This is a genomic window from Chryseobacterium aquifrigidense (assembly GCF_006716485.1).
Classification (GTDB): domain Bacteria; phylum Bacteroidota; class Bacteroidia; order Flavobacteriales; family Weeksellaceae; genus Chryseobacterium; species Chryseobacterium vietnamense.
Map to the genome: position 1 here is coordinate 86660 of NZ_VFPD01000003.1, position 19458 is coordinate 106117.

Sequence of the window (19458 nt, forward strand, 5' to 3'; positions counted from 1 at the left end):
CATTTATCATTTATATTTTATTTTTTATCTTCCGAACATGCTATCGTTCTTGTCGGTTCTTGTACCGTCTTCAAGGCGATATTCCTTCAACATTGGGTGGTATCCCAGGTCTTCCATATTTAAAATAGGTCTCAGATCCGGGTGTCCTTTAAATTTAATCCCATAGAAATCATACGTTTCTCTTTCCATCCAGTTTGCTCCTGCATACAGCTCTACTAGAGAGTCTACTTCAATATTTTCTCTGGACATAAAGATTTTCAGACGTAATCTGAAATTGGCCATCATATTATGCAAATGGTAGACAACACCAATTTCCTTCTCAGGGAATTCAGGGTAATGAATACCACAGATATCCGTAAGGAAATTAAATTCCAGAGATGAATCTTTCAGATAGTGAATGATCTTCTTGATATCTTCTTTCTTTACTTCAATCGTCAGCATCCCATATGGTTCTGAGCTTGAAATAACAGATTCCGGAAATTCTCTTGTGATTGCTTCTAATACAAATTCGTTTGTCATTTCCGTTTAGTTGCTTATGTTGTAAGAATCTAATAATTTCTGATATTCAGGCATGTCTCTTCTTCTGATGCTTTCGCTTTCTGCAAGAGCCTGTACCTGCATTACACCTTCAATGATCTGTTCAGGTCTTGGAGGACATCCGGGAACGTAAACATCTACCGGAATAATTTTATCTATTCCCTGAAGTACAGAATACGTATCAAAAATACCACCGCTGGAAGCACAAGCTCCAACTGCTACCACCCATTTCGGCTCAGCCATCTGAGTGTAAACTTCTTTCAGGACTGGTCCCAATTTCTTTGATATAGTTCCGCAAACCATCAGCATATCTGCTTGTCTTGGAGAGAAAGAGTTTCTTTCCATACCAAATCTTGAAGCATCATAAGTCGGGTTCAGGGTAGCCATAAACTCGATACCACAACAAGAGGTTGCAAAGGGTAATGGCCAAAGTGAAAACTTTCTTGCCATCCCGATTACACTGCTCAGTTTTGTTGCGAAAAACCCTTCTCCTTCATAGCCTTCGGGAGCAGGTGCATCTGTTCTTATTACTGGTTTTTTATCTGACATTTTCTTTTGTTGAATATTTAAAGATTAAAGTACTTATCAAATGTAATCATCTCTTTTTTTCAATGATTAAATTATTCAATCTTTTAATGTTAAAATTTATTTATCCCAATCCAGCGCACCGCGTTTCCAGACATAGAAAAACGCTACGAAGAATATCGCAACGAATGTAAGCACGGCAAGGAATCCTTCCATACCAAATTCTCTGAAATTAACAGCATAAGGATAAAAGAATACGATTTCAATATCGAATAGTACGAACAATACCGCAGTCAGGAAGTACTTGATAGAAAACGGTGTTCTAGCGTTTCCTTCTACAGGAACCCCACATTCCCAGCTTTGGTTTTTTACAGAGTCTCCTTTTTTCTGTTGTGGACCTAAGAAATGTGCCCCAAGCAAAGAAACAGCTACAAATCCTACTGCTACACCAGCCTGGATAAGGATTGGAATATAACTTTCAGGTAAATTCATTTTTGCATTATTATCTCAATTTGCAAATTTAGCGAATAAACAAGAAAGCATGAAATTAATCAGCTTAAAAGTGGGATGAAAATGAGTTAAATCGGTAATTTAGAATCAATAAAAATTAGCTTTTTATGATTATTTTTTTGGTGTGTTTTTCCCCTTTTTTTGTAGTAACTACCAAAATATATACTCCATCAGGCAGATTAGAGATATTTAAACTTTCAATATTGTTTTGGCTGGAGAAGTCTTTAGTTAGCCTTCCTGAGTTGTCAAACAGCTGTATTGCGATCATTTGATTACGTTCAATATTGGTATTACAAATAATTTTGCCGTTAGCAGGATTGTTTACATTGAAATAGGTTTTTGATGCAGAGGTTTCTTGGGTATGCAATGGTGTGAGACTACAGGTCGTATTGGTAGATGTAAGATTGTAACGGGCAGCAGCGCCATAAATAAGATGGTTATAAGTCCTTATCGGAGCTCCAATCTGTTTATTTACCATATCGATTTCAGACAAAGTAGATGTATTGTTGCCATAAGTGATCAGATAGGCTTTTGAATATGTTCCGTAATCAATAGAAAAAGCAGCGTATGGGTTCGGTGTATTGATGGCCATGAAAGGACAGCTCTGGGTTGGGTTTTCCAGATTAATTTCAACGATTCCGTCTGCAGTAGTTAAAAAAAGTCTGCTTTCATAAAAGAATAAATCTCCTGAAGGAGTCTGGCCATCCGAGAGATTACCAATCTCTGTGAAAGTACCGTTATTTATATCATACCTGTAGAGCGCATTAGGATTGGTTCCGGCCGCATAAAGATAATTTCCGGAATCGGCTACAAGTGAATTGGCTGCAGCATTGCCAGTGGTGAAATCACCTAAAAATTCACAAATTGAACTGGTGCTTTTTTTTCTGTATAATAATCCGGAATTGGTAACGTAATACAAGTTGTTATTGCTGTCAATAGCAATATCTGTGGATATTTCATTGGCCGTAATATTTTGTGTACAGTAGGTTTCCGGGACTTCCGTAGGACCAGAAACATCAAACCTGTAGACACCGTTGGTGAAGTTAGTAAAGTTGATTACAAAAAATGTATTAACGTAAAATTCCTGTGAATAGGTTGATGCCGGAATAAAAAGCATTCCTATGAAAAGTAATATTCTGTTCATGCTGGTGGTTATTAGTCAGAACAAATATAAATTATTTCATAGAATCTGATGATAATTTTACATTTCTTATTTTTTCATTTTTCTAAGAAGCGTATAGGCCATAAAGGAAATATATCCGAAAAGAATACTGGCAAAAAGGATATTGATTACTGTATTGGTTTTGTCATCCGGCGACTGGAAAAAGATGTTATAACTGACAAATCCTGCAATTAGAATGGCAAATATGATAAGCTGTGGTTTCATAAAGTTCAAAGTTTAGGTGATAAGTTTACACTGTACAAAATACAGAATCATTTATTTAAGCTCCATAGAATAGGTTCTTCTTCTTTTATGATTCACGGGATTATAATCCTGCCATAGCAGCTGAATACTTTTGTTTTCTTCCAGTTCAGGATTGGTTTCAAGATATTTAACTCCTTTTTTTCTGAATATGTCCCAGATTTCTTTGAAAATAATGGAAGTTACTCCTCTTCTCTGATAGTCCGGGTGGATTCCGATCAGATAGAAGTTAGCCCTGTCATTTTTCTTTCCAGCTTGCAGGAAATGCCACCAACCGAATGGAAGAAGTTTTCCGCCGGATTTCTGCAGTGCTTTGGAATAAGAAGGCATGGTAATAGCAAAAGAGATCAGATTGTTGTGCTCATCAGCAATACAGACAATGAAATCTTTATCAATAAGTTTGAAATATTTCTCTTTATACGTTTTACGCTGTTCATCCGAAATCGGAGTGTAAGTAGAAAGATGTTTGTAAGTCTCATCCAAAAGATCAAACATAGGATCTACATACTGAATAATCTCTTCTTTGTTTTTGAATTTTAAAACTTTCAGCTTGTACTTTTCAGAAATAAGCTGATTGAATTTATGGATTTTTTCAGGCAGGGTTTCAGGGAAAATGATTTCAAACTCTACCCATTCTTTTTCTTTGGTTAATCCTAGATTTTCGAGATGCTGAGGATAATAATCATGGTTGTAAATCCCAATCATCGTTGCCAGCTGGTCAAAACCTTTTACCAGCATTCCTGCTTTGTCAAGATTGGTGAACCCCATAGGTCCTTCAATTTTGTCAATATTTTTTTCTTTGGCATAATCAACCGCTTTTTGAATCAATGCCTTTGAAACTTCAGCATCATCAATAAAGTCAATCCATCCGAAACGCACTTTCTTAATTCCTAATTCTCTCTCTTCCTTATGATTAATCAGAACGGCAATTCTTCCCGCGATCTTATCATTCTTATAAGCCAGATACTGTTTTGCTTCGGAATATTGAAGCGCAGGATTTTCATCTGCATTCCAGATATTGATTTCGTCATTGATAAAAGACGGAACATAGTAGGGATTGTTTTTATACAAATCCATTGGAAACCTTACGAATTGCTTGAGCTGACCCGCTGTTTTTACTTCAATTATTGAAACTTTAGACATGTTTTTTGAGAGGAATTAAAGGACAAATATAAATAATAATATCGTATACTTTGGCACAGTTTTTATATGATTATGGGTGAAATTAAACACAAAAATTTATATAAAATGGTGGGTTATTATATCATTATTGGTATTTCAATGCTGGTGAGCTGGTGGGTTTCATCCAGGTTGAAATCGAAATTTGAATATTATTCCAATGTACACCTTCGAAATGGCCTTTCGGGGAAAGAAGTAGCGGAAAAGATGTTGAGAGATAACGGGATAAATGATGTTCAGGTCATTTCTGTACCCGGGCAGTTGACGGACCACTATAATCCGGCAGATAAAACAGTAAACCTTTCTGAAGGAGTTTATATGCAGAGAAACGCAGCGGCAGCGGCAGTAGCAGCTCACGAGTGCGGACATGCAGTACAGCATGCGGTAGGATATTCTATGTTGAATTTACGTTCAAAGCTTGTTCCTATTGTCAATATAAGTTCTAATCTGATGCAGTTCGTTCTTATTGCAGGTATCGCAGTAATGGCGGCATCAAGAACAATTGAGAATCCAAATGGAAATACAACTGTTCTTGCAATCGGTGTAGCGATGTTTGCGATGACCACTCTTTTTGCTTTTGTAACACTACCCGTGGAATACGATGCAAGTAACAGAGCAATGAAATGGCTTAAAGATACAGGAACGGTAACTGCTGAAGAATTTGTTGGAGTACAGGATAGTTTGAAATGGGCAGCAAGAACTTATGTGGTGGCAGCCTTAGGTTCTCTGGCACAACTTCTTTACTGGGGATCATTACTTCTTGGTGGAAGAAGGGATTAATCATTAAATTCAAATGAAACATATTGCATCTCAGAAAGTTTTTCTGAGATGTTTTCTTTTTGCGCCAGTTTCAAGGATGCAGTAAGAATGCAGTTTTCATTGGCGTCGAAATTCAAAACCTTGGCATCAAATTTTGAAAGCAGGGTGAAAATTGTATTTTGCTGATTGAAGTTAAATTGAATCTCGACCTCTGTCTCTAATTCTCTGGTGATAATACTGGCTTCCTCCAGTGTGATCTTGGCAGATTCCTTGTAGGTTTTTACCAATCCTGAAACACCTAGTTTGGTCCCTCCGTAATAACGGACAACAATGACAAGAACATTGGTGATTTCATTAGCCAAAAGCTGGTTGTAAATTGGTAATCCGGCACTACCGGAAGGTTCACCATCGTCATTGGCCCGATAATTCTCTCCATTTAATCCCATTCTGAAGGCGTAGCAGTGATGGGTCGCTTTCGGATGTTCTTCTCTTATTTTTTCGAGTGCACTCTTTAATTCTTTTTCATTGGTTACCGGGTAAGCAAATCCGATGAACTTGCTTCCTTTTTCTTTTAAAAGAGTATTTTCTATGGGTTTTTCTATGGTTTTGTATTCAAACGTCATTAGAGTTCCTGCTTTGTTTATGCAAAAATATTAAATGCTTTACGATTCTGCACCATGATCATAAATTAAGCCGTCAAATCTTGACGGCTTATCTGTTTTTTGATATGAAATTACGTTCTTATATTCCATCTCCGCAAAGATCCATCGGGATCAGGCACATATAACTTGTCGGGCCGCAAAAATCCTGAGGACATTTATCTCTGCATCTCGTAGGTTCTCCATTGGGTAGTGTGCAGGTTACAAAAGCTCCTCCCTGAATTGTCTTTAAGCCGGTTCTTGATACTTTTTTCAAATTTTTCATGATAGTAGTTTTTGGTTTTTCAAATTAAAAATAGATCTAACAAGGAAATGTCCCGTCTGCCCATGGTGGTGGGCAGCTCATACTGGAGGGAGTTGCACAGCAGTGCTGTAATGAGGGTGGATAGAATGAACAGCATTCAGGAGCAATACCTCCCTGAACTGTTTTTAGCTCTTTTCTTGAAACTTTCTTTAAATTTTTCATGGTAGTTTTAATTTTGTAAAACTAATGTAAAGAAATTATTTCATTTACCGGTGATAAAATGATTTTTTATTTTGAATTATAAAATGAAATGGTATTATCTCTGAATGTTTCAGTTTTAGTAGCTGTATTATTGAATGCCGGAGCTTTTGTTCCGTTTTCAAGTTTCAGATTTTCATTTCTTATGACCATTGCTTCATCCCAGAGATCAGCGTTGATAAATTCCTGCAAGGTAAAACGACCACCTTCAATAATAACTGACTGTATCTGCTCTTTATACAGTGCTTCCATGAGCTCCGGGAGAAAATGATCTTTGTTGATTTTAATGAATTGGATGTGTCCTTCAGTACCTTCTTTCACGGAATTTACAACCAAAGTTTTTGCTTCATGGCTATAAATATTGAAGCTGGCAGGAACTTTTAAATCAAAATCAATTAAAATTCTGACCGGATTTACGCCTTCAGTATTTCTTACGGTAAGGCTGGGATTATCATTCAAAGCAGTTTGAGTTCCTACTAAAATAGCGTGTTCGTCAGCTCTTAACTGATGAACAAACTGATTCACCAATGTGTTGGAAACAGCTGTCGGTTTAAAATCCTTATCCAGAAAACCATCACCGGATTCTGCCCATTTTAAAATGATATAAGGTCTTTTCTTTTCATGATAAGTGAAAAATCTTTTATTGAGTTCAATACATTCTTTTTCAAGAATTCCTGAAACGGTTTCAATTCCTTCATCCTGAATGATTTTCTTCCCCTTGCCATTCACTTTATCATGAGAATCCATAGCGCCAATCACCACTTTTTTAAATTCCAGTTCTTTAATCTTTAAAGCACAAGGCGGAGTCTTTCCGTAATGGGCACAAGGTTCCAGAGATACATAAATTGTTGATTCCGGAATAAGTTCTTTATTTTTAACGGAATTAATGGCGTTGATTTCCGCATGGTTTTCTCCTGCTTTGTGATGATATCCTTCGCCAATGATCTCTCCGTTGTGTACAATCACGCTTCCAACCAGAGGATTAGGGTAGGTGTAGCCAAGAGCTTTTTGAGCCAGCTCGATACATCTTTTAATATAAAATTCGTCGTTGTTCATAGATATAAAAAGAAAAAGCGAAGACAAATTGCTTTGCTCCGCCTGTATTGATTTTGTTATGTGTTAATCTCCGCTGATAATGCTGTGAAGATTTTGTTTTAACGTTTCAAGATGAGCTTTTTTCTCATCAATCGTGTTGTAAGTGTCTTTTAAAAGAGGGTTTTCTCTGGACGGTTTGTTAAAGAAAGATAGGTTGTTTTCCAGTTTAACGATCTCTGCCTCAAGATCAGAGATTTGATTTTTTATCTTTCTTGCTTTATCGGTAAGCTGATTTTCAGATAATCCTTCTTCTTTCAGTTCAAGTTCATTGATTTTGTTTATTTTCAATTTCTCTCTTAATGTCTTGTTGAATTCAGAGTTAATTGAAATTTTATCTCTCGGAACTTTTCCAATATTATTCCATGAAGTTTTGATCTGTTCAATTCTTTCGATACTGCCTTCTTCATTGGAAACTTCTTTAAGTTCATCAAGAAGAGCTTTTTTGTTTTTATAGTTCTCCTTCCAGTTGTCGGTAGATGTATTGCTTTTCTCTCTGTAGTTGTTGAAGAATGCATTACAGGCATCACGGAATTCATCCCAGATTTTATTGGTCATGCTTTTTGGAACGTGGCCTATTTTTTTCCAGTCTTCCTGAAGTTTTTTGAATAACGGAACAGCAATATCCCATTCCTCATTATTCATATTGTCCTGTGCAGTCTGGATCAGTTTTAATTTTTCTTCAAGATTCGCCTGCTGAGAGCCTTTCAACGATTTGTAGTAATTATTTTTCGTTGTATTAAAACCTCTTAGTGTTGTTTTGAAATCATTCCAGTTTTGGTTGGAAAGTTTTCTTGGAACACTTCCTGTCTTCAGGAATTCAGAACGAAGATCTTCCACTCTTTTGATGGCATTCTGCCAGTAATTGTGGTTAGGTGTTTCTGAAGGTTCAGACAGTTTTTTGATTTCAGCAATGATTTCATTCTTCTTTTCAAGATTAACAGCCTGTTCTTTTTCAATAGAAGCAGAAAGCTCAGATTTTCTTTCGTGAATTTTGTTCGAAATTTCTTTGAATTCTTCCCATGTTTTTTCACGGAACTCTTCAGCAACAGGTTCTGCTTCTTCTTTCCATAGCTTATGGAGATACTGAAGCTCATTTAAAGCCTTTTGGATGACAGGTTCATTTTCCAGTTCTTTAGCACGGGCAATGATATGTTCTCTCTTTTCCAGGTTATGGCTGTATTCCTGTTCCAGAAATTCTTTATTAAGATCCAGCATCTGATAAAACTGATTCAGGTGGTGGAAATAATTATTGTTAAGAATTTTGAATTCAGACTTGGCAACCTGTCCGGCTTTTGACCAGTCTTCTTTAATCTCACGAATAGATCTGAAAAGATTAATTCCTGGTTCTGAGCTGGTGTATAGATTTTTAAGTCTTTCGATTATGCTTTGACGGTGGTCAAGGTTTTTCTTTTGCTCTTCTTCCTGTCCTTTCTGGAAGTCGTCATGTTTTTCTTTGAAGATATTGACCAATGCAGAATACTTGGCCTGAGAAGGGTGTTCATAGCTGAAATTTTCGGCAGTGTTTCCGGCTTCTACGTATTCATGCTTTTTATCCTCCACTTCATCATGGATGTAATGACTTGCTTTTTCCCTCAGTTGGTTGAATCTTTTGAAGTTCTCACCAGCATTGGGAGTGTTGATGATTTTTTCCATTTCCTTTAAAGCATCGGCAAGGGAGATTTCTTCTTCATGTTCATCCAAGTGTTCTGCATCATCTTCATGTTGGTTTGCATCATGAGAAACGGTGTTTTCTGATGGGTCCTGAGATACTTCGTTAGGATTTTTCTTTTCTTCGTTTTCAGAAAGATTGTTTTCTGTAGTCATAGCAAATCTTTTATGTGAGTGGCGTTAATATCCTTTAAATATAGCTGTAAGGCCAATTAAAGCACTAATTTATGTTATTTTTTTTGAAAATTCCAAATTTCCCAGGCTTTTTCTGCTTGCTGTTCAAGCATATAGTATCCATTCACGGTTTTTGCTCCTTTTTCAGAGGCATTGATGATGAATTGAGTGTAGTTGGGATTATAAATCAGATCAATAACCAGATGATCTGAAGAAAGTCCTTCAAAAGGAAAGTTCAGACAGTCTTTTACATTTGGGAAAGTACCTACTGGCGTACACTGAATGATAATTTTATGTTCAGCAACAGTTTCCTGATCAAGATTTTCAAAATTGATTTCCGTACTTCTTGAAATGATTACCGAAGGAATATTATGTTTATCTAAGGCATATTTAACAGCTTTTGCAGCTCCCCCGTTTCCTAAAATCAATGCTTTATCCTGTGAAGGTTTTCTATGCAGGAGAAGCGTCTTTTCAAAACCGAACGCATCCGTATTGTAACCTGTTTTTTTTCCATCCTGAATGAGAACGCAATTGACGGCACCTATTTTCTCTGCTTCATCACTTAATTCATCCAGATAATCAATTATTTTTTCTTTATAGGGAATGGTCACATTGAATCCTAACAGGTCCGGAGAAGCAAAAAGATTTTCAACTTCAGTAATTTCGTTCAGATCAAAAATATCATAGGAGAAGTTCTTCAGCATGAGCTTCTGGAACTTATTTTCGAAGAATTTTTTAGAAAAAGAATAGGAAATGTTTCTGCCTATCAATCCTAATTTTTTATTGGAATCCATAGATCAAAAGTAAAAAAAAGACCGGATAAATCCGGCCTTAGTTTGAAATATTTTTTAATAATTAATCTACGATAAATTTAGTAGAGAAATTATCTGTTTTCAGGATATAAGTTCCCTTTACCATCCCTTTAAGGTTGATTTTGTTTGAATGTCTGAAAGGATTAGCAATTGTTTCAATTAATTTTCCTGAAAGATCATAGATGTCAGCTTTTGAAATTTTGCCAAGGTTTTCTCCTTTTACAAATAATTCATTGTTCCTTACCGGGTTAGGATAGATCGTGAAGTCAGATTTGTCCTTTTGGTTTTCAGTGGTAGCTAACGTAGTACCGAAACATGTCCAGCTTAGGTCATCCAGAGCAACTCTGTTGGTAAGAGATGAATTAGTCAGTTTAATAACAACATTTCCGCTTACATTTATATTATTAATGGTAGTTGTAGTAACCACATTACTGTAAGGAATAGTTCCTACATTGACGTCGTTTACAAGAACATTGAAGTATCCTGCGCTTCCGGAGAATTTCAATTGAGTTGTTAATGTTAAACTCTGAACTCCACCTGTGAAAGTTGAACTTGTTAAAGTTCCATTTTTTATAGTAATAGCCTTATTATTGATGGTCTGGTCAACTCTTGCGTCTGTAGCAGTCCATGAAATTCCATTGTTGGTCCAGTTTACTGTCATGTATGTATTTACAGGGCCGGTGATCATTTCAAAATTTTCAGTTCCGCAGCTTCCTCCTCCAGCAGGTGTGTCAAGAGTGGTTTCCGTAGCGGTTGTGCTTTGTGGAGAAGAGTTTGAGAAAGCATCTTTAGCAATGATATAGAATGTATATTGAGTAAGTGGAGATAATCCTGAAACAATAGTAGACGTTGTTGTTCCTGAAACTGTAGTTTTTAATGTTCCGTTGGCATAAATCTGATAAGATGTTACTCCCACATTATCTGTTGCGGCTGTCCAGCTTAAAGCAATAGAGTTTGAAGTAGGATTGCTGGCAACAAGGTTGGTTGCTGCTGTAGGTGCCTGGTTGTCAATAACCGGAGCTCCCCAGATCTGGGTAACGTATTCAGGGTGGTCAATGAAAGGGTTTCTGTTTCCCTGGTAAGTATAAGAAGCATTGTTTCTGGCAATTTCTTCCGGAGATACCGGATCCATTGCGTTCCATGCTAAATATTGATTAAGTGCCCAAGGCTGCAGCCCTGGAAATGCGGTGTTGCCAAGCATATCACCGGAAGTGAAATTAAGAAGTTTGTCCTCATATCTTGTTACAAAATAAAGAATCATTCTGGCAATATCTCCTTTGAAAGCATCAATAGGCTCAAATACGGTACCTGCATATCCTGCAGATACAGATGTACCTAGTTTTGATCCGTTTTTAGAGGTAAAAGAAGTGTTGCCAACAATTCCGAAAGGGTAGTTGGATCTCATTCCGTTTACTTTTCCATCGGTAGCGCGGATAAAATGAATATCAGCTACCATAGGAGAAGCACTGTTGAATAAACTCTGGGGAATCACATGCTCTCTGTTGTAGCAGTCACCTTCATTAGAGTAGCCGGCAGATCCGCATTGACTGGTTCCCAGTGTGAAATTATACTGATCCGCTCCATTGGGGTTTTCAGAATAAATATCCAGAATAGTTCCGTCATTTTCATAGAAATAGTCGCGGTCAGTGGTTGCATAGCCAGTCCATAGCCCACCATAACCATTGTCTACATGTCCGTTGCTGATAATGTTTTTCAGAGCTGTTTTCAGAGCTGCACCTGTAAATCCGTTAGCATTTGTGTAATATCCTGCCGGAGCCTGTGCCAAAGCGCCAATAAATGTAACGCTTAAAAGAAAAAAAGATAAAAGTTGTTTCATTTTTTAAAATTGGGGCGTAAAGGTACGAAAAAATGAAACTGAAGTATATTAATTGTATGTAATATGTAAACTTAATATATTAGTTTTTAGTAATATATTCTTTGCTGATTTTTGAAAAGAACCATGAAATAGTGATTCCAAATAAGGAAGCTGTAAGGGCTACAATAAGATAATTTTTTCCTACAATTTTTACCGGGAATGGCAGAACCTCATTGGCTCTGAAGAATTCTGTATAAAGCTGGAAATAGCAGAGAGCAGTTCCAAAAAGTAATCCGGTAATTACTCCGGAAATAACAATCAGGAGTCCGGTGTAGAAATAAGTCATTCTCAAATGGCTTAAAGGAAAGCCGAGTGATATCAATGATTTTGCCTGCTCTTTTTTATCAAGCTGGAGAATAATAATGGCTCCGGCAAGATTAAAGGTCGTAATAAAGATAACCAACGCAAAGATCAGATAAATAAAAAGTTTTTCAGTGTTAATCATTTTCCAGAAAGCAGCATTTTCTTCTTCCTTGGTTTTGATCTCGATATTTTTTCCAAGTGAAGAAAGCAGGTTTTGTTTTACAGCATCTGCATTTTCCGGATTTTTAAGTTTAATAACAATCTGGTAAGCTGATTTTTTAGGAAGACTAAGTAATTCTTCTGTAAGCTCAATAGGAGAAACGATATAACTGTCCAGCTGGTCTTTCCCAGGGAAAACGCCTGTTACCAGAATATCTCTTTTATTATAGATATCTTCTTCCTTACTGATGATCCCCGTTCCCGGTTTCGGCATGAAGACTGTTGCATAATGATTGGAAGAATCCACAGGAATCGAAAGTCTGTTGTCCAGACTGTTTTCCATTAGTACTTCATTAGAATATCTGAAACTTGGATAAGTTCCGTAGAAAACTTCTTTATTAATAGGATTTACCTTGACATAAGCAGAATCTACACCCCTTAAGTAAGCAATGTCACCCTTTCCATTGAAACTGATGTATACTTTTTCCTCAATAACACGGGAAAAGCTACTGATTTCTTTGTTGCTGCTTAAAACTTTAGTGACTGTATCCAGATTTTTGATCGTTTTTCCGGAAGTACTTTTTATAGTAAGATCAGCATGAAGATTGGAAATAAGGTCTTTGTTCAGGTTTTCAAGTCCTGAAAAAACAGAAATAATGACGAACATTGCAGCCACAGCAACCGTCATGGCACCTACGGCCAGCCACGTAATGAACGTAACGGCAGTACTTCCTTTTTTAGCCAAAAGGTATCTGGATGCTATGTAAAATGCAATATTCTTCAAGATCTATAAAACAGGATTGTCGCCTTCGCCTCTTAATTCTCTTTCCAGTCTTTCAACATCATCAAGAGCGGTATCCAGGTAAAAGTTTAGTTGTGGGATAATACGCACCTGCTTTGCCATTTTCTGGCCAATGAAGTTTCTGTATTGAGGTTTGTTTTCTTCAATCTCCTTCATCACAGCGGTACGGAATTCCTGTGGGAAAATGCTTAAATAAATCTTAGCAATCCCTAAGTCAGCAGTTACTTTTACATCTGAAACAGATACCAATATGCTCTGTTTGCTTTCTGAAGCCTGTTTGCGGAAAAGCTCTGCGAAGTCTTCCTGAATGATCTGTGCTACTTTTCTTTGTCTGTTACTTTCCATAATTTCTGCAAATTTAGTACTTTTGTTTGAATTGATACTTTGAAATTCAACTACAGTATCAAATTTACGATTTAATTATATTGATTAGTATTTATGAAACTAGAACATATTGGTATTGCAGTAAAGTCTTTAGGTGTTTCTGACGAACTTTTTGCCAAGTTATTAGGAAAAGAATCCTATAAAAAAGAGACAGTGGAAAGGGAAGGGGTAGTAACTTCTTTCTATGAAACCGGAGAAAGTAAAATTGAGCTTTTAGAAGCCAGTAATCCTGAAAGTCCGATCTCTAAATTTATCGATAAAAAGGGAGAAGGCATCCATCATTTGGCCTTTGGGGTTGAAAATATCCTTGAGGAAGTAGAAAGATTAAAAAAAGAAGGATTTCAGTTTATTTCCGAAGAACCGAAAGAAGGTGCTGATAACAAATTAGTTGTATTCCTTCATCCCAAATCTACAAACGGTGTGCTGGTAGAACTTTGCCAAGAAAAGCAATAAAAAATTTTGTAGTGAAAGAAATTTTACTATTTTTGCAAACACAAAATTTAACCAAGTTTTGAGGTCCTATAGCTCAGTTGGTTAGAGCACCTGACTCATAATCAGGTGGTCCCTGGTTCGAGCCCAGGTGGGACCACAATAAATCAAGCACTTACAGAAATGTAGGTGCTTTTTTGTTTCCTTTTAAAGTAAATATATAAACTTTTGTTGATTATCTTCTGTTTTTACAATATCAGATATTATTTTGTTGTTGATGATCAAATGCTTTTAGTCAATGTATGATGACTATGTTTTCTTGAAAAAATGAATATTTTTGTATGGTATAGAAAAATTAATGAAAAAGATATTCCTGTTTTTATTTACATTCTTTTATAGTCTCTTTTTTACTCAAAACAAAATTGATAGCCTACAACTATTGAATTATGAAAAGTTAAAGAATAGATTTAATATGTATGATGAAGCGAATAAAAAGTTAGAAGCAAAAACTATTTCCCACTATTACTTAAATAAGGCAAAAAAAGAAAAAAATATCCTTGAAATTGCGGAAGGTTATAATCTTATACATTTAACTGAAGACTTCCCCTTGGCTTTAAAGTATATTGATAGTTTGTCCGCAACTACAAAAAATGTAAAAGGAGATGTATATCCTGCCAGAACATTTATCATAAAAGGAAATCTATATTATAAGTATGATAACTTAAAAGCCGCCCTTGATAATTATATTTTAGGTTTAGAATATTCGAAAAAACATAAAAATCTAAAGCAGATCGCCTATACTAATATGAATATTGCCTATTTAAACAGTTATATGGGAAGAAATAAAGAAGCGGCACAAACTTTCAGATATCATTTATTAAATTCTCAGGATATAACAGATGAATATCAGCACGATCAGATGCGGGTAAGTCTTGCATACTGCTATATTAAGATAAATAAAATCGATTCTGCCAGTTTTTTCATTCAGGAAGGATTAAATTCTCCCTTTGTACAAAAGAATAAATATAATAGAAATCAGTATTTATTTTTATCTGGTCAGCTGCATCTTAAAACCAAAAATTATCAAGCTGCTATTGCTGAGTTAACAAAGGCGTATGCTTATTTTTCAAGTATTAATGATAACAATCAAAATTATGCATTATACAGCCTTGGAAAATGTTATGAAGAATTAAATAAGAAACGGGAGGCAATAAAATATTTTACTCAGATAGATGACAACATAAAGAAAACAGATATTACCTTTCCAGAGCTAGGAGATGTATATACTTTTCTAATAGATTATTATAGGAAAAGCGGTGATAAAGAAAAACAACTCTATTATATTGACCGTTTTCTAAAAGTTGATAAAAAGCTTGATGAACAATTTCGATACTTATCAACGGAGTTGCACCAGAAATATGATACACCTAATCTTTTACAAGAAAAAGAAGTTATAATAAATGAATTAAAAAATAAAAAAACATTTTTGTATGCTTCTGTTAGTATTTTAGTATTAATATTAATCTTGCTTACCTATTTTTATTACAAAACTAAGAAAGCTGAGAAAGAACATCGAAAAATTGCTCAGGACTTAATTCATTTGATTGAAAAAAGAAATCTAGAAGCAGCTCAAAATAAAAATGATAAACCGGTAGAAATATACGAACCGGTAAAGGTTGAAAATGAAACCAAAACAATTAAAACGGTTCCCGAAGATGTTGCTCAATCTATCTTAAAGGATCTGGACAATTTCGAAAATAAACTTCATTTTTTGAAAAACGGGATTACATTAACAAGTCTTGCAAAAAATATAAAAACCAATACCGCTTACTTGTCGGAAATCATTAATAATCATAAAGATAAAAATTTTACTACTTATCTTAATGATTTACGTATTGATTATGCTTTAGATCAGCTTGTAAAAGATAAAAAATTTCGTTCTTATAAATTACCGGCTATTGCAGAAGAAATAGGTTATAATAACGTTCAGGCATTTTCGATTGCTTTTAAGAAAAAAACAGGAACAACTCCGTCTATTTATATTAAAGAGATTGAAAAATCAATTTCGAATTAAAACAAAACAAATAGGGTTTTAGTATAGAACATATTTTCTGCGGGATCGAATGATTTTTATGTATCAGCTACTTACTTAAGAATTAAAACCGGTAATTTATACCTGTCAAACTGACTTATAATAGTAAGCAAACGATTATTATCCACTGGAGTTGCACAGCCGGTCAATCTATTTTGAAGTCCAAGATCATTTTGATCTAACGAAATTTCGCTTTCAAAGACTAATGTATTATTTGAATAGATAAATATTTTACTTTGTATTGTTGAAACATCTGCATTATTATATTTGAACTCACAATGAAGCAGATCATGTATCAAAGCTGTATTGTCAGACTTTAAAACTTTCCACTTCGGAATTGTAGGGCTTATATTGTTTCGGTCTTCCGGGGTTAAAATTATATATACAACCATATTCTGAGAACTTTTCAGTTCCGGAATATCTTTTAATTTAAATATTTGACCGGGTTTAAAGTTAATGGGTTCAGGATCTTTTATATTAGTCGATGAAATGATCAGCGGATTATAGAAAAAATATCCTGCCATTAAGAGGAGCATCGAAAAAATAACTTTTTTAGTCATGTAGTTTAATCATCATTATTAGTATTGTGAATGTAATAAAAAGCAGTATAACTTTTTAAAAATATTCATACAATTTTCATTCTTATTTTCTTAAAAAGAGACATTTGCAAAGGCTGAATTTCCTATGCATAACATTAAACAATTGTTTAAAAAACCATAAAATACATTTAAAATTCAGTTAACAGCCTTCTTCCTGAGATACCGTTGCTTTGCAAAAAAAGTAATGATGGAAAACAATAACCAATTAAACAGAAGAAGGTTTCTTAAAAATTCACTATTGGCAGCCGGAGGAATTTTTCTTGCTCCTCTCATTGAAAGCTGCAGTGACGATTTTACTGAAAATGGAAATGCTCCCGATAATCTCCAAAACGGAGGTTTCGAATCCGGTGTAGCGAGTTTTGATCCCAGTGCAGCAGGAATTATTATCTGGACCCGATATTCAAAAGGAACTGATGCCGAAATTACATGGGAAATCAGTAAAAACAGTAACTTTTCAGAAGTGGTAAGAAGAGGACAGGTGAATGCGACTGCAGTAAATGATTTTACTATAGCAGTAGATGTTCAGAATATCTCTTCCAACACAAAATATTACTATAGATTCTATAACAGTAAAACTAAGGAAGTCAGCGTAACAGGAGAAACCCTTACTTTACCTTCAAAATCAGATGCTGTAAATGAAGTAAAAATGGCTGTAGTATCCTGTTCCAACTTTCCTGCGGGACTTTTCAATGTATATGGCGCAATTGCAAAATCTGAAGCTGATGTAGTTGTACATCTTGGAGACTATATTTATGAATATGCTCCGGGACAATATGGAACAAATCCTTATACCAATCAGTTGGGAAGGGCTCATCAGCCGGCAAAGGAAATTCTTACCCTCAGTGACTACAGGGAAAGATACAGGCAGTACAGAGGAGATAAAAACCTACAGCTTCTTCATCAGAAAAAACCGTTTATCTGTGTTTGGGATGATCATGAATTTGCCAATGATACCTATAAATCCGGGGCCGAAAACCATCAGCCTAATGAAGGAGATTTTCAGGCAAGAAAAATGGCGGCTTTCCAGGCATATAGCGAATATATTCCTCTTAAAACGGGGAAGGATATGAGGATTTACAGAAGTTTCAGCTTTGGAAATATCGTTTCGCTTTATATGATGGATACCAGAGTGATTGCAAGAGATAAGCAAATGGAATATTCCGATTATCTTGATAGCACCGGGAATTTTAATCAGATACAGTTTAAAACAGATTTTTTAAGCACTAACAGAAAACTGATCGGAAGTGAGCAAATGTCATGGCTTGGCTCTCAGATCAATAGTGATACTGCAAAATGGAAAGTATTGGGACAACAGATTTTAATGACCAAAATGATGGTTCCTGCAGAACTTCTGATGCTGCTGAATCAGATTCTGGCCGAAATAAAACAATATGGAAGTGCTCAGCCGTCTACCATGCAGGCACTTCAGAATACCATCACTCAGCTGATTATTCTTAAGACAAGATACCAGCAGCAGGATCCAACACTGACTCCACAGGAAATTGCCAGAATCACAACTACTTTACCATACAATCTGGATGCATGGGATGGATATTTCATGGAGAGAGAACAACTTTATTCTGTTCTTGCAGGAAAAAATGTGGTGGTACTGGCAGGAGATACCCATAATGCATGGTTAGGAAAGCTTACTGATGCACAGGGTAAGTTCATCGGAACAGAGCTTGCCTGCAGTTCCGTTTCTTCTCCCGGCCTTGAAGGATATCTGGGAATCACTTCAGATCCTACAAAAGCAATAGAACTTGCCCAGGCATTTTCACTACTGATTGATGATCTGGATTATGCCAATCTTTATAAAAGAGGATATCTGCATGTGAAATTTACCACTGGAAGTTCTACTGCAGAATGGAGGTTCGTAGACAACGTCATCTCTGATACTTATAGTGTAAGTACAGAAAAGACCTATACGATATTATAGTTTCGATAATCATATCTTATTTTCAATTTAGTAAAAAGAGTCATGGTGTGCCACTGTGACTCTTTTGTATTATAGTTTGGAAGCTGGAAGCAGCAGGAGGGAAGCTATTGAGATCATAACAAAAGCTACTCTCAAAAAACTATTATCTTTTTAAGGGAAAATTTCATTGAATTTGCGGTAACTACAGAAATTATCAGACTAAAAGTAACCTCCAGCCTCCCGCTTCCAGCTTCTATTTTTACCAGGTTTACTTAATTTTTTATATCTTGAACAGATGCAAGAGAATGTAAGAAAAGATTTTTCACCATTAGTTTCTAAAACATGGTGGTTTATGACTTGGCTGACCAGGACTTTTGGAATACTTTTATTGTTGGCAGCGTTTCTGATCATAGCAGGATTACCTGTTGTAATTAGCGATAAACTGGTCATATTTGTTATTGTAGCCATACTATACTATCCTGCACTTGCTTTCGGTTTATACCGTTTTTTCCACTATCAGAAGAGAATCAGAAAGAGAGTAGTCCGAAAGATAGAGGTTGATGAGAAAGGAATTCATTATGAAAGAGCCGACGGAACAATAGATGAAATTTTTTACAGTAACCTGAAAAAATATTCCTTTTCTGATGAATATGACGTAAGTATCAGCCCAAGAAATAAAACTTATATATTGAAAGTAAATGACAACGGTTCGGTGGCAGAAGTCGATTTTAATGGAATGGATGCCGGCCACAGTACTTATATTGGAAACCTGAAAGCTTTACGTAGAAGATATATCCAGGGAATTGTTTATTTTCGACCAGATTTGCGCATCAATCCTTTGGTTTATGATGTCTTTTATATTAATCCTGTTGATTTTACTTTCGATCATAAAAAGTTTTGGATATCACTAGCACAGACTTTTACAATAATGATACTATTCTGTTTGGTATTAGGAAGCATTTTGTTTGGATTGGTTAAGTGGCTTTTTTAAGAATCTCTCATGAGTTAACGAAGAATTTAAATTTCATATCCTTTAATTTTATTTTTATATCTCAA

21 protein-coding genes and 1 tRNA gene are annotated in these 19458 nt (G+C 35.5%); 6 read left to right on the plus strand and 16 right to left on the minus strand.

The window, feature by feature from the left end; genetic code table 11:
- Positions 1 to 24: 24 nt before the first annotated feature.
- From FB551_RS18990 to FB551_RS19010, 6 genes are all read right to left on the minus strand, one after another.
- Positions 25 to 519, minus strand: a complete 495-nt coding sequence (locus FB551_RS18990; protein ID WP_034693433.1) for an NADH-quinone oxidoreductase subunit C — start codon at positions 517 to 519, stop codon at positions 25 to 27.
- 6 nt (positions 520 to 525) lie between these two features.
- Complete coding sequence (locus tag FB551_RS18995) at positions 526 to 1086, minus strand: NADH-quinone oxidoreductase subunit B (protein WP_002983540.1); 561 nt, start codon at positions 1084 to 1086, stop codon at positions 526 to 528.
- 96 nt (positions 1087 to 1182) lie between these two features.
- Positions 1183 to 1554: an NADH-quinone oxidoreductase subunit A gene (locus tag FB551_RS19000; protein WP_047428392.1), complete on the minus strand. Its 372-nt coding sequence runs from the start codon at positions 1552 to 1554 to the stop codon at positions 1183 to 1185.
- A 115-nt stretch (positions 1555 to 1669) separates the two neighbouring features.
- On the minus strand, positions 1670 to 2716 hold the full coding sequence (locus FB551_RS19005) for a T9SS type A sorting domain-containing protein (protein ID WP_142018573.1): 1047 nt from the start codon (positions 2714 to 2716) through the stop codon (positions 1670 to 1672).
- A gap of 66 nt (positions 2717 to 2782) precedes the next feature.
- On the minus strand, positions 2783 to 2959 hold the full coding sequence (locus FB551_RS23375; protein WP_167497897.1) for a hypothetical protein: 177 nt from the start codon (positions 2957 to 2959) through the stop codon (positions 2783 to 2785).
- 51 nt (positions 2960 to 3010) lie between these two features.
- Complete coding sequence (locus FB551_RS19010) at positions 3011 to 4138, minus strand: GNAT family N-acetyltransferase (RefSeq protein WP_047428386.1); 1128 nt, start codon at positions 4136 to 4138, stop codon at positions 3011 to 3013.
- Positions 4139 to 4243: 105 nt separating this feature from the next.
- Between FB551_RS19010 and FB551_RS19015 the strand changes: the two genes are divergently transcribed.
- Positions 4244 to 4954: a zinc metallopeptidase gene (locus FB551_RS19015; protein WP_174525207.1), complete on the plus strand. Its 711-nt coding sequence runs from the start codon at positions 4244 to 4246 to the stop codon at positions 4952 to 4954.
- On the opposite strand, the gene FB551_RS19020 is transcribed toward FB551_RS19015, so the two are convergent.
- The 9 genes from FB551_RS19020 to rbfA all read right to left on the minus strand — a co-directional run bounded on the left by FB551_RS19020 (position 4951) and on the right by rbfA (position 13328).
- Complete coding sequence (locus FB551_RS19020; protein ID WP_047428383.1) at positions 4951 to 5556, minus strand: IMPACT family protein; 606 nt, start codon at positions 5554 to 5556, stop codon at positions 4951 to 4953. The two genes, FB551_RS19015 and FB551_RS19020, sit on opposite strands and share 4 nt — an antisense overlap.
- Positions 5557 to 5674: 118 nt before the next feature.
- Positions 5675 to 5857, minus strand: coding sequence for a bacteriocin-like protein (locus FB551_RS19025; protein ID WP_142018574.1), 183 nt, complete (start codon positions 5855 to 5857; stop codon positions 5675 to 5677).
- Between the two features lie 36 nt (positions 5858 to 5893).
- Positions 5894 to 6058 (minus strand): bacteriocin-like protein, encoded by a 165-nt coding sequence (locus FB551_RS23380; RefSeq protein ID WP_156121353.1) that lies wholly within the window; start codon positions 6056 to 6058, stop codon positions 5894 to 5896.
- Between the two features lie 66 nt (positions 6059 to 6124).
- Entirely contained in the window at positions 6125 to 7150 is a 1026-nt protein-coding gene (gene ribD, locus FB551_RS19030; protein WP_142018575.1) for a bifunctional diaminohydroxyphosphoribosylaminopyrimidine deaminase/5-amino-6-(5-phosphoribosylamino)uracil reductase RibD, read from the minus strand.
- A gap of 63 nt (positions 7151 to 7213) precedes the next feature.
- Entirely contained in the window at positions 7214 to 9013 is a 1800-nt protein-coding gene (locus FB551_RS19035) for a DUF349 domain-containing protein (protein WP_142018576.1), read from the minus strand.
- Positions 9014 to 9087: 74 nt separating this feature from the next.
- Positions 9088 to 9825, minus strand: a complete 738-nt coding sequence (locus tag FB551_RS19040) for a shikimate dehydrogenase family protein (protein ID WP_047428370.1) — start codon at positions 9823 to 9825, stop codon at positions 9088 to 9090.
- A gap of 61 nt (positions 9826 to 9886) precedes the next feature.
- Entirely contained in the window at positions 9887 to 11680 is a 1794-nt protein-coding gene (locus FB551_RS19045; protein ID WP_142018577.1) for an endonuclease, read from the minus strand.
- Between the two features lie 79 nt (positions 11681 to 11759).
- On the minus strand, positions 11760 to 12965 hold the full coding sequence (locus FB551_RS19050; protein ID WP_047428363.1) for an ABC transporter permease: 1206 nt from the start codon (positions 12963 to 12965) through the stop codon (positions 11760 to 11762).
- Between the two features lie 3 nt (positions 12966 to 12968).
- Entirely contained in the window at positions 12969 to 13328 is a 360-nt protein-coding gene (gene rbfA, locus FB551_RS19055; RefSeq protein ID WP_034693455.1) for a 30S ribosome-binding factor RbfA, read from the minus strand.
- A 93-nt stretch (positions 13329 to 13421) separates the two neighbouring features.
- Between rbfA and mce the strand changes: the two genes are divergently transcribed.
- From mce to FB551_RS19070, 3 genes are all read left to right on the plus strand, one after another.
- Positions 13422 to 13820, plus strand: coding sequence for a methylmalonyl-CoA epimerase (gene mce / locus FB551_RS19060; RefSeq protein WP_047428360.1), 399 nt, complete (start codon positions 13422 to 13424; stop codon positions 13818 to 13820).
- 62 nt (positions 13821 to 13882) lie between these two features.
- Positions 13883 to 13956, plus strand: a tRNA-Ile gene (locus FB551_RS19065).
- A 198-nt stretch (positions 13957 to 14154) separates the two neighbouring features.
- Positions 14155 to 15870, plus strand: a complete 1716-nt coding sequence (locus FB551_RS19070) for a tetratricopeptide repeat protein (protein WP_142018578.1) — start codon at positions 14155 to 14157, stop codon at positions 15868 to 15870.
- A gap of 71 nt (positions 15871 to 15941) precedes the next feature.
- Here FB551_RS19070 and FB551_RS19075 read toward each other — a convergent pair whose 3' ends face one another.
- Entirely contained in the window at positions 15942 to 16448 is a 507-nt protein-coding gene (locus tag FB551_RS19075) for a hypothetical protein (RefSeq protein WP_142018579.1), read from the minus strand.
- Positions 16449 to 16671: 223 nt separating this feature from the next.
- Between FB551_RS19075 and FB551_RS19080 the strand changes: the two genes are divergently transcribed.
- Complete coding sequence (locus FB551_RS19080; protein ID WP_142018580.1) at positions 16672 to 18423, plus strand: alkaline phosphatase D family protein; 1752 nt, start codon at positions 16672 to 16674, stop codon at positions 18421 to 18423.
- 274 nt (positions 18424 to 18697) lie between these two features.
- Positions 18698 to 19393 carry a hypothetical protein gene (locus FB551_RS19085; RefSeq protein ID WP_047428352.1) on the plus strand — a complete coding sequence of 232 codons (696 nt, stop codon included), beginning with the start codon at positions 18698 to 18700 and terminating at the stop codon, positions 19391 to 19393.
- Positions 19394 to 19458 lie beyond the last annotated feature (65 nt).

Excerpts from the sequence above, each read along its gene's own strand:
- FB551_RS18990 (WP_034693433.1), bottom strand. The coding sequence starts at position 519 with ATGACAAACGAATTTGTATTAGAAGCAATCACAAGAGAATTTCCGGAA.
- FB551_RS18995 (WP_002983540.1), bottom strand. The coding sequence starts at position 1,086 with ATGTCAGATAAAAAACCAGTAATAAGAACAGATGCACCTGCTCCCGAA.
- FB551_RS19000 (WP_047428392.1), bottom strand. The coding sequence starts at position 1,554 with ATGAATTTACCTGAAAGTTATATTCCAATCCTTATCCAGGCTGGTGTA.
- FB551_RS19005 (WP_142018573.1), bottom strand. The coding sequence starts at position 2,716 with ATGAACAGAATATTACTTTTCATAGGAATGCTTTTTATTCCGGCATCA.
- FB551_RS23375 (WP_167497897.1), bottom strand. The coding sequence starts at position 2,959 with ATGAAACCACAGCTTATCATATTTGCCATTCTAATTGCAGGATTTGTC.
- FB551_RS19010 (WP_047428386.1), bottom strand. The coding sequence starts at position 4,138 with ATGTCTAAAGTTTCAATAATTGAAGTAAAAACAGCGGGTCAGCTCAAG.
- FB551_RS19015 (WP_174525207.1), top strand. The coding sequence starts at position 4,244 with ATGGTGGGTTATTATATCATTATTGGTATTTCAATGCTGGTGAGCTGG.
- FB551_RS19020 (WP_047428383.1), bottom strand. The coding sequence starts at position 5,556 with ATGACGTTTGAATACAAAACCATAGAAAAACCCATAGAAAATACTCTT.
- FB551_RS19025 (WP_142018574.1), bottom strand. The coding sequence starts at position 5,857 with ATGAAAAATTTGAAAAAAGTATCAAGAACCGGCTTAAAGACAATTCAG.
- FB551_RS23380 (WP_156121353.1), bottom strand. The coding sequence starts at position 6,058 with ATGAAAAATTTAAAGAAAGTTTCAAGAAAAGAGCTAAAAACAGTTCAG.
- ribD (WP_142018575.1), bottom strand. The coding sequence starts at position 7,150 with ATGAACAACGACGAATTTTATATTAAAAGATGTATCGAGCTGGCTCAA.
- FB551_RS19035 (WP_142018576.1), bottom strand. The coding sequence starts at position 9,013 with ATGACTACAGAAAACAATCTTTCTGAAAACGAAGAAAAGAAAAATCCT.
- FB551_RS19040 (WP_047428370.1), bottom strand. The coding sequence starts at position 9,825 with ATGGATTCCAATAAAAAATTAGGATTGATAGGCAGAAACATTTCCTAT.
- FB551_RS19045 (WP_142018577.1), bottom strand. The coding sequence starts at position 11,680 with ATGAAACAACTTTTATCTTTTTTTCTTTTAAGCGTTACATTTATTGGC.
- rbfA (WP_034693455.1), bottom strand. The coding sequence starts at position 13,328 with ATGGAAAGTAACAGACAAAGAAAAGTAGCACAGATCATTCAGGAAGAC.
- mce (WP_047428360.1), top strand. The coding sequence starts at position 13,422 with ATGAAACTAGAACATATTGGTATTGCAGTAAAGTCTTTAGGTGTTTCT.
- FB551_RS19070 (WP_142018578.1), top strand. The coding sequence starts at position 14,155 with ATGAAAAAGATATTCCTGTTTTTATTTACATTCTTTTATAGTCTCTTT.
- FB551_RS19075 (WP_142018579.1), bottom strand. The coding sequence starts at position 16,448 with ATGACTAAAAAAGTTATTTTTTCGATGCTCCTCTTAATGGCAGGATAT.
- FB551_RS19080 (WP_142018580.1), top strand. The coding sequence starts at position 16,672 with ATGATGGAAAACAATAACCAATTAAACAGAAGAAGGTTTCTTAAAAAT.
- FB551_RS19085 (WP_047428352.1), top strand. The coding sequence starts at position 18,698 with ATGCAAGAGAATGTAAGAAAAGATTTTTCACCATTAGTTTCTAAAACA.